Raw genomic sequence first — 7,896 nt, 5'->3', positions numbered from 1 at the left:
CGCCAGCTTTCAGCTTAGGGCTTTTTTCAATGTCTACAAAAATGGGGCTTGACCAAAATGAGAAGGGTGTTTTTTGCTGCAGTTAGAGCATCATGGGAAGGTAGAACGCGAATGATGTACATAGCCCTGCAAGGCATCCTTCATGGCTCTGCCGATTCGAAAATAGGCCTGATCCTCAAGGTTCGCTAGAGATACCCGCACAGACCATTCAGGTCCATGGAAGCCCCCTCCAGAGGCATCATAGGCGTTGTGGGTCATTGTCATCTCAAGCCCCTCATACAACAGCCTTTTTCGGCGACGGCAAATACGCTTGGTTAATTCTTTATAAGCACTCTCTGAATCAAGCAAACTCAGAATCGGGAAAAGAGCCATCTGCACTTGCTGCGACGTGGACAGACCTGCAGTATGATTAAGAGCGACCTGTCTGCTGCCTGCAACGATTCGCTCGATGAATGGAAGCTCTTCAGGCTGAAGTGTTAGAGAAGCATATCGTTCTCGAAGAGTTTGCCGGAGCTCCGCAGGCAGCTCCTGAATTCGTTTTTCAAACACATTTTGCTCATGGACAAGGATAGTTCCAAGCCTCCACCCCGTCACTCCAAAAATTTACGAGCTCAAACACCCATTCATCCGGCTCGAATTCATGCTTGTGAATGCCATAATTCACTGCCCGCTCAAGAAACACGATGCCAGGGGGGATCGCTATGATCATTGACGTAGCTTAGAAAGCGCTCGTAGCAGCCCTGCTTGACTGGCAATCCCGCAAGACAGGCTCCTCATAGTGAGTACGGATGCTCTCTTCCACTTCGAATTGACCAAGGGTAAAAAAATACTGGCAAGGTGAAGTCGAGATCCAATTCGAATTCCCTCGCCCGGCGTTAAGCAGTGTCAGAGTGCTCTTCTCGGTACGTTCCGTCGCAAAGCTGAGCAGCTTGTCCTTAAGCTCAAAGGGACTAATAGCGCTGTATATACACTCCATTTCACGACGAATAGGATTATTGGGATCGATCATTGCACCTGCTCCTTATCTCCTAATATTTTCGAAGTTGATATAAAAGAAATGGATTTGATAATCTACCATCAATCCACTGAAATCTTCTGGGCTTAGTATGTACAGCGGCCATTTTATTATCAAAAAAAGGAAGTTCAGCTAGGTTGAAATCTAAGACTCTAGCACAAATCTTCTGTTGATAGGGAGGTATACAGTCGATCTCTGGGAAAACGCATATCTTGTAGGGTAACGTTGAAAGGAGGCGTGCATATGCGTGGAGTTACAAAGGCGGAAGCGAAGAAGTGGATTGGCAAGCAAATCTATGCGATTCAAAAAAATCGCAAGGTTGTAAAAGGCAAGCTTGTCCGCATGGAAGGCAACCGCCTATTCATCGAACAGCCGAAGAACAAAAAGGCGAAGACCAAAGCAATTCTGCCCCTTGTATTGTTTGATCTATTGGCAATCGGTACGTTGGCGGCTGGTCCATATGGCTACGGCGGCTATGGAGGCTATGGCTACGGTGGTCCATACGGTGGGGGATATTACGGAGGCGGTTGCGGCTGCGGGCAGCCTTATGGCTGTTACCGCGATGGCGCGAAGTAGAGAGCCGTATGAGGAGATAAAACAGCGGGAAGCGGCTCAGTGGAGAGGCTGGGCCGCATATTCATCTTTTTCTCGTACAACCTAGGGAAAGAGCTCTTTTTTCATTTCGTAGCAGATGACAGAAGGCAGGAAGCCTGTAATGCTATAGCCTTTTCGCAAATAAAATTGTTTGGCTTGCTCATTGCCGAAGTCCGTTAGAAGGACGGCATGCGAGCATTTTTCTTGCTTTCCGTATTGCTCCGCCTTTTGTAGCAGTTTTGAGCCGACTCCTGTTCCTTGATAGCGGGAATGGACGGCCAGCATATCGATGACAACGCAATCCTGATGTTTCATGGCATGGATGAAACCCATAAATTTGCCTCTCTCTGCTTTTACATAGGTGACCCCTTGCTTTAAGCGCTCAGGCAGATCTTCACGAACTTGATCGGGATCCCAGTTAAGGTTGGATTGCGGGATGAGCTCTTCTACAATCAGCTTGTGAATGGAGGCATCATCGCGTTTTGGCTTGCGAAGCCTAAGCATGTTCATTCCCCCGAATATCCGCCGAATTGAAGGTCAATTGATGCTGCATAAGTCAGTGTAGTAGCAGGGGTTGACGGGGTTTTACACAGTGTATTCGAGTTGGGGGCGCTTGGTGAGGATTCCAAATTATTTACAAAAAGCTATTGACGCCTCCAAAAGTGAGGAATATAATGTTCCTAAACATTCGATGAACAACTTATGACATACTTGCAACAGCAATGATGAGGACGAAGACTTAGGGCCCTTACTGAACAGAGAGCGTGCGGACTCGCTGAAACCGACGCCAGAATCCCTACTGTCGAGCTCACCTCGGAGCTGTTCTTCTGAAAGGCTGAAGCTGAGGCTTCAAGCTTATTAGGAAGAATCGTTAGACGCGCGTTAGGCGTCAAAGTAAGTGAGCGATCACGTACTTGCAGAGGCTTTCTATCGTGAGATAGTTGGCGAACCTGGGTGGTACCACGGAAGATAATCCTTTCGTCCCTGCGCACAGTCTTCGGACTGGGCACAGAGGCGGAAGGTTTTTTTATTTTTTGTTAGTTCATTCAATACAAAATAAAGTAAGGAGGATGTCGAATGAGCGCACATCACACGACCATGCGATCCAAGGAAGAATTAAGAGAGAAATGGATGAAGCCTGAAGTCATTACAGGCTCAGAAATTCTACTGCGCAGCCTACTGTTGGAAGGTGTAGAGTGCGTCTTCGGTTATCCGGGCGGCGCCGTATTGTACATCTACGATGCCATGCATGGATTTGATGACTTCAATCATTTGCTCACACGTCATGAGCAAGGAGCCATTCATGCCGCAGACGGCTATGCAAGAGCAAGCGGCAAAGTAGGCGTATGTATCGCGACTTCTGGACCAGGAGCAACGAACCTTGTTACGGGAATTGCAACAGCATACATGGACTCCATTCCACTTGTGGTTATTACAGGAAACGTTGCAACAAGTCTGATTGGCACCGACGCGTTCCAAGAAGCTGATATCACGGGCATCACGATGCCGATCACAAAGCACAGCTATCTGGTAAGGGACGTTGAGGATCTGCCGAGAGTCATTCACGAAGCATTCCATATCGCCTCGACTGGACGCAAAGGCCCTGTGCTCATTGATATACCGAAGGATGTATCTGCTGCGAAGATTTTATTTAAGCCAGTAGATAGCATAAACATCAGAGGATATAACCCAACAGTTCATCCGAACAAGTATCAGGTTGATAAGCTGATGAAGGCGATATCGGAAGCGGAACGCCCGGTGATTCTTGCGGGTGCAGGTGTTGTACACTCTGGAGCACATGAGGCATTGCTCGAATTCGTTAACAAGACAGGAATTCCGGTTACGACAACGCTGCTCGGTCTCGGAGGCTTCCCAAGCGGACATGAATTGTGGATGGGAATGCCAGGAATGCACGGAACCTACACTGCAAACAATGCGATTCAGCAAAGCGATCTACTGATCAATATCGGAGCAAGGTTCGATGACCGGGTTACGATGAAGCTTGAAGGCTTTGCACCGCATGCAAAAATTGTTCATATTGACATCGATCCTGCGGAGATCGGCAAGAACGTTCCGACAGACATTCCAATCGTAGGAGACATATTGACGACATTGTTGGAAGCTAACGCTGTAGCGAATTACACGGATAAAGCGGACGCCTGGCGTGACCAAGTGAAGCAGATGAAGGCCGAGAAGCCGCTCCGTTACGTGGATAGCAGCGATGAGTTGAAACCGCAATGGGTTATTGAGATGATTCATGAAACGACAAATGGCGATGCGATCGTAACGACGGACGTTGGACAGCATCAAATGTGGTCAGCGCAGTATTACCTCTTCAATCAGCCTCGCTCCTTCATCACATCAGGAGGATTAGGAACGATGGGCTTCGGATTCCCATCTGCGATCGGTGCTCAGCTTGCACACCCAGATCGCGTCGTCGTCTCCATCAATGGTGATGGCGGGATGCAGATGTGTGCGCAGGAGCTAGCGATCTGTGCGATTAACAACATCCCGGTGAAGGTTGCGATCATTAACAACCAGGTGTTAGGCATGGTTCGCCAGTGGCAGGAGATTATCTACGACAATCGCTACAGCCACATCGATCTTGCCGGAAGCCCTGACTTTGTGAAGCTTGCTGAGGCATACGGCGTTCGCGGCTTCCGGGCAACAAGCAAGGAAGAGGCGCGTTCAGCTTGGGAAGAAGCCTTGAATACGCCAGGACCAGCGGTCGTCGAATTCGTGGTTCGCAAGCATGAAAATGTATATCCGATGGTTACGCAAGGCTCAACGATCGATCAAATGATAATGGGGGATAGCGAATGAACAGAACAACACACACCATAGCGGTTATTGTCAATGATCAGCCAGGCGTACTTCAGCGTGTGAGCGGACTGTTCGGACGCCGTGGCTTCAATATCGAGAGTATCACGGTTGGCGCATCGGAAGAGGAAGGATTATCTCGCATGGTCATCGTCACAACCGGTGACGATCACATGCTGGAGCAAATTGAAAAGCAGCTTTACAAGATTATCGATGTAATCAAAGTTATTAACTTGAGCTCCCAAGCCATGGTCGATCGTGAGCTAGCGCTCATCAAGGTGAAGGCGGAGCCTAAGGAAAGACCAGAGGTGCTTGGCGTTGTTGAGACATTCCGTGCATCCATCGTTGACATAGGGCCGACAACGCTAATGGTTCAAGTCGTTGGAGATTCGCAGAAGATCGAAGCCATGATAGAGCTTCTGAAGCCATATGGCATTCGGGAGATCAGCCGCACGGGGGTAACCGCGATGATTCGCGGTTCCATCACCGACGGAAAATAAGCGGTTCAGCAGCAAAGATTGAACGCATACGCATCGAACTTATTCATTTATATTGCAACGAACCCTCGGATGGAGAGGGTTGTAGAGGGGACAAGTCGACGCTGTCCATTGTCCCTTCCATAACCCGCATTCATCCGGGGATAGGCACTACACATACAAATATTAATGGGAACATAATGAGGAGGAACATCGATTATGGCAGTTACAATGTATTACGAAAAAGATGCAGACTTTGGAGTATTGCAAGGAAAAACAATCGCGGTTATCGGATATGGAAGCCAAGGACACGCTCAAGCCCAAAACTTGCGTGACAGCGGACTACAAGTTGTAATCGGTCTTCGTGAAGGGAAATCGGCAGAAAAAGCACGCCAAGACGGTTTTGAAGTATACTCTGTTGCAGAAGCAACAAGCCGTGCGGATGTTGTACAAATTTTGATGCCTGACGAAACGCAAGCAAAAGTGTACAACGAAGAGATTGCGCCGAACCTGAAGAAGGGCGCCGCTCTTATGTTCTCACATGGTTTCAACATCCATTTCGGACAAATCGTTGCCCCTAAAGACAACGATGTATTGCTTGTAGCACCGAAGTCCCCAGGTCATTTGGTTCGCCGCACTTATGTTGAAGGCTTTGGCGTTCCAGGACTTATCGCAATCGAGCAAGATGCTACAGGTCAAGCGCAAGCGATCGGTCTTGCTTATGCGAAAGGCATCGGCTGTACTCGTGCAGGCGTTATCGAGACTTCCTTCAAGGAAGAAACGGAAACAGACTTGTTCGGTGAGCAAGCTGTACTTTGCGGCGGTGTATCCGCATTGGTTAAAGCTGGCTTTGAAACATTGACAGAAGCAGGCTATGCGCCTGAGATGGCATACTTCGAGTGCTTGCATGAGCTTAAGCTTATTGTTGACTTGATGTATGAAGGCGGTCTTGCTACTATGCGCGACTCCATCAGTAATACAGCAGAATACGGTGACTATGTAACAGGTCCTCGTATCGTAACGGACGAGACAAAGAAAGCAATGAAAGAAGTACTGTCCGATATTCAACAAGGGAAATTCGCTCGCGACTTCATCTTGGAGAACCAAGCAAATGGCGCGTTCTTGACAGCAACACGCCGCAATGAAGCAAACCATCCAATCGAAGTGGTTGGCGGTCAATTGCGTGAAATGATGCACTGGATCAAGAAATAATAGATCACCGATCAAGGTGAAAGGCGATAACGCGAAGCGTCCGCCCGTCTTAACGGCGGGTGGGCGCTTTTTCTATAGGACATCGAGGAGGGCGAACAATGCGCAAAATCTATTTGTTTGATACGACCTTGCGTGATGGGGAACAGTCTCCTGGCGTAAATCTGAACACGAAGGAAAAGCTCGAAATTGCTTATCAGCTGGAGCGCCTCGGTATGGATCGGATCGAAGCAGGCTTTCCCGCTGCTTCGCCTGGAGATTTGAAGGCTGTCAACGCAGTAGCGAAAGCATTGAAGCATTCCAGCGTCATCGGTTTGTCTCGTGCAAGAATGCAGGACATCGATGCAGCTTATGAAGCACTGAAGGATGCCGAGGATCCTTGCATCCACATCTTTCTGGCATCCTCTCCGATCCACCGCAAATACAAGCTGAACATGTCGAAGGAGCAGGTGCTTGAGACTGCCGAGGCGGCGATCAAGTACGCTGCAAAGTATTTCAGCAAGATCGAATTCTCGCCAGAGGATGCGGGACGTACGGAGCTGGACTATCTGTGCCAAGTCACGGAGACCGCGATTAAGGCTGGTGCTACCGTGGTCAATATCCCGGATACAGTAGGATATTTGACGCCATATGAGTACGGCAACATTTTTAAGACGTTGAAGGAAACGGTTCCTGGCATCGAAAAGATTCAACTGAGCGCCCATTGCCATGATGACTTGGGGATGTCGACAGCAAACGCACTGGCGGCAATCTTGAACGGGGCCGATCAGATTGAAGGCACGATCAACGGGATCGGCGAGCGCGCAGGGAATACTTCGCTTGAAGAGGTTGCTATGGCGCTTGAGACACGCCAAGATTTCTTCCAAGCAAAGACCACGCTAGTCTTGTCTGAGATTGCTCGTACGAGCCGCTTAGTCAGCAAGCTGACAGGGATGCCAGTGCCTGGCAACAAAGCGATTGTCGGCGCGAATGCCTTCGCCCATCAATCAGGCATTCATCAGGATGGCATGCTGAAAGAGAAGACGACCTATGAGATTATGTCGCCTGAGGTAATTGGCTTGAAGGAAAGCACGCTCGTGCTTGGCAAGCTTTCTGGTCGTCATGCTTTCCGCGAGAAGCTGCTTGATCTTGGCTATGAGCTCCGTGATGAGCAGTTGAATGCTGCCTTTACGAAGTTCAAGGAACTGGCGGATAAGAAGAAGGAAGTCACGGATGAAGATATTCTTGCTTTCCTAGAAGAGCGGATCATCGATACGCCGGAAGTCTTTACTCTGGAGACGATCTTTGTGGCATACGGCAATCAGGCTACGCCATCTGCGAAGGTCAGCCTAATGACTCAGGATGGCCATGTGCTTGAGGAAGAAGCGGAGGGTAACGGCTCGGTTGATGCCATTTACAACGCTATCGATAAAGCAACAGGCGAAGTTGTCGATCTGAGCGACTATTCGATTAAGTCCGTTACCCACGGTAAGGATGCGCAAGGTGAAGTTCATGTTGTGATGAAGCAGGGTGACTTTGAGGCATCTGGCCGCGGTGTAAGCACAGATATTCTGGAAGCAAGCGCGCGTGCTTACGTGGATGCCGTGAATCGCTTGATCGATAAGCGCAGTCAAGGCAGCTCCACTCGCCGCGACCGCATTGGATTAGTATAGAATGCTAGGCCTGTGCACGAATCAATCGTGTACGTGCTCATGCAAGTTCAAGCCTGTTCAAGGGTGAGTGCAGCTTCTCCCTGAGCAGGTTTTTTCTGCGTTTGCAGCGAAGGGAGTAGGATGCATGTTC

General features: G+C 49.2%; 8 protein-coding genes. 5 read left to right on the top strand and 3 right to left on the bottom strand.

What is annotated here, in order from left to right:
* Nucleotides 1-90 precede the first annotated feature (90 nt).
* Both I2H74_RS24475 and I2H74_RS24470 read right to left on the bottom strand, forming a co-directional pair.
* Entirely contained in the window at nt 91-549 is a 459-nt protein-coding gene (locus I2H74_RS24475; protein ID WP_229106334.1) for a hypothetical protein, read from the bottom strand.
* 169 nt (nt 550-718) lie between these two features.
* Complete coding sequence (locus tag I2H74_RS24470; protein ID WP_229106333.1) at nt 719-1,009, bottom strand: hypothetical protein; 291 nt, start codon at nt 1,007-1,009, stop codon at nt 719-721.
* A gap of 249 nt (nt 1,010-1,258) precedes the next feature.
* Between I2H74_RS24470 and I2H74_RS05010 the strand changes: the two genes are divergently transcribed.
* Complete coding sequence (locus I2H74_RS05010) at nt 1,259-1,591, top strand: 50S ribosomal protein L33 (protein ID WP_195572051.1); 333 nt, start codon at nt 1,259-1,261, stop codon at nt 1,589-1,591.
* An 81-nt stretch (nt 1,592-1,672) separates the two neighbouring features.
* Here the strand turns inward: I2H74_RS05010 and I2H74_RS05005 are convergent, their stop codons facing one another.
* A complete protein-coding gene (locus I2H74_RS05005; protein ID WP_195572050.1) occupies nt 1,673-2,113 on the bottom strand; it encodes a GNAT family N-acetyltransferase in 441 nt (146 codons plus the stop codon).
* Nucleotides 2,114-2,686: 573 nt separating this feature from the next.
* Here I2H74_RS05005 and ilvB point away from each other — a divergent pair.
* From ilvB to I2H74_RS04985, 4 genes are all read left to right on the top strand, one after another.
* Complete coding sequence (ilvB, locus tag I2H74_RS05000) at nt 2,687-4,432, top strand: biosynthetic-type acetolactate synthase large subunit (protein ID WP_195572049.1); 1,746 nt, start codon at nt 2,687-2,689, stop codon at nt 4,430-4,432.
* Nucleotides 4,429-4,929 (top strand): acetolactate synthase small subunit, encoded by a 501-nt coding sequence (gene ilvN / locus I2H74_RS04995; RefSeq protein WP_195572048.1) that lies wholly within the window; start codon nt 4,429-4,431, stop codon nt 4,927-4,929. Before ilvB ends, ilvN begins: the two co-directional genes overlap by 4 nt.
* A 195-nt stretch (nt 4,930-5,124) precedes the next feature.
* Nucleotides 5,125-6,117, top strand: a complete 993-nt coding sequence (gene ilvC, locus I2H74_RS04990; protein WP_195572047.1) for a ketol-acid reductoisomerase — start codon at nt 5,125-5,127, stop codon at nt 6,115-6,117.
* A gap of 98 nt (nt 6,118-6,215) precedes the next feature.
* Nucleotides 6,216-7,766 (top strand): 2-isopropylmalate synthase, encoded by a 1,551-nt coding sequence (locus I2H74_RS04985; protein WP_195572046.1) that lies wholly within the window; start codon nt 6,216-6,218, stop codon nt 7,764-7,766.
* The last annotated feature ends 130 nt before the right edge of the window (nt 7,767-7,896 follow it).

The sequence above is a fragment of the Paenibacillus sp. 1001270B_150601_E10 genome, assembly GCF_015558675.1.
Lineage (GTDB): Bacteria > Bacillota > Bacilli > Paenibacillales > Paenibacillaceae > Paenibacillus_B.
This window is presented reverse-complemented; position numbering and strand designations above follow the sequence as displayed.

What these genes read in the sequence shown, in the direction of transcription:
- ilvB (WP_195572049.1), top strand. Translation starts at nt 2,687, where the DNA reads ATGAGCGCACATCACACGACCATGCGATCCAAGGAAGAATTAAGAGAG.
- I2H74_RS05010 (WP_195572051.1), top strand. Translation starts at nt 1,259, where the DNA reads ATGCGTGGAGTTACAAAGGCGGAAGCGAAGAAGTGGATTGGCAAGCAA.
- ilvC (WP_195572047.1), top strand. Translation starts at nt 5,125, where the DNA reads ATGGCAGTTACAATGTATTACGAAAAAGATGCAGACTTTGGAGTATTG.
- I2H74_RS05005 (WP_195572050.1), bottom strand. Translation starts at nt 2,113, where the DNA reads ATGCTTAGGCTTCGCAAGCCAAAACGCGATGATGCCTCCATTCACAAG.
- ilvN (WP_195572048.1), top strand. Translation starts at nt 4,429, where the DNA reads ATGAACAGAACAACACACACCATAGCGGTTATTGTCAATGATCAGCCA.
- I2H74_RS24470 (WP_229106333.1), bottom strand. Translation starts at nt 1,009, where the DNA reads ATGATCGATCCCAATAATCCTATTCGTCGTGAAATGGAGTGTATATAC.
- I2H74_RS04985 (WP_195572046.1), top strand. Translation starts at nt 6,216, where the DNA reads ATGCGCAAAATCTATTTGTTTGATACGACCTTGCGTGATGGGGAACAG.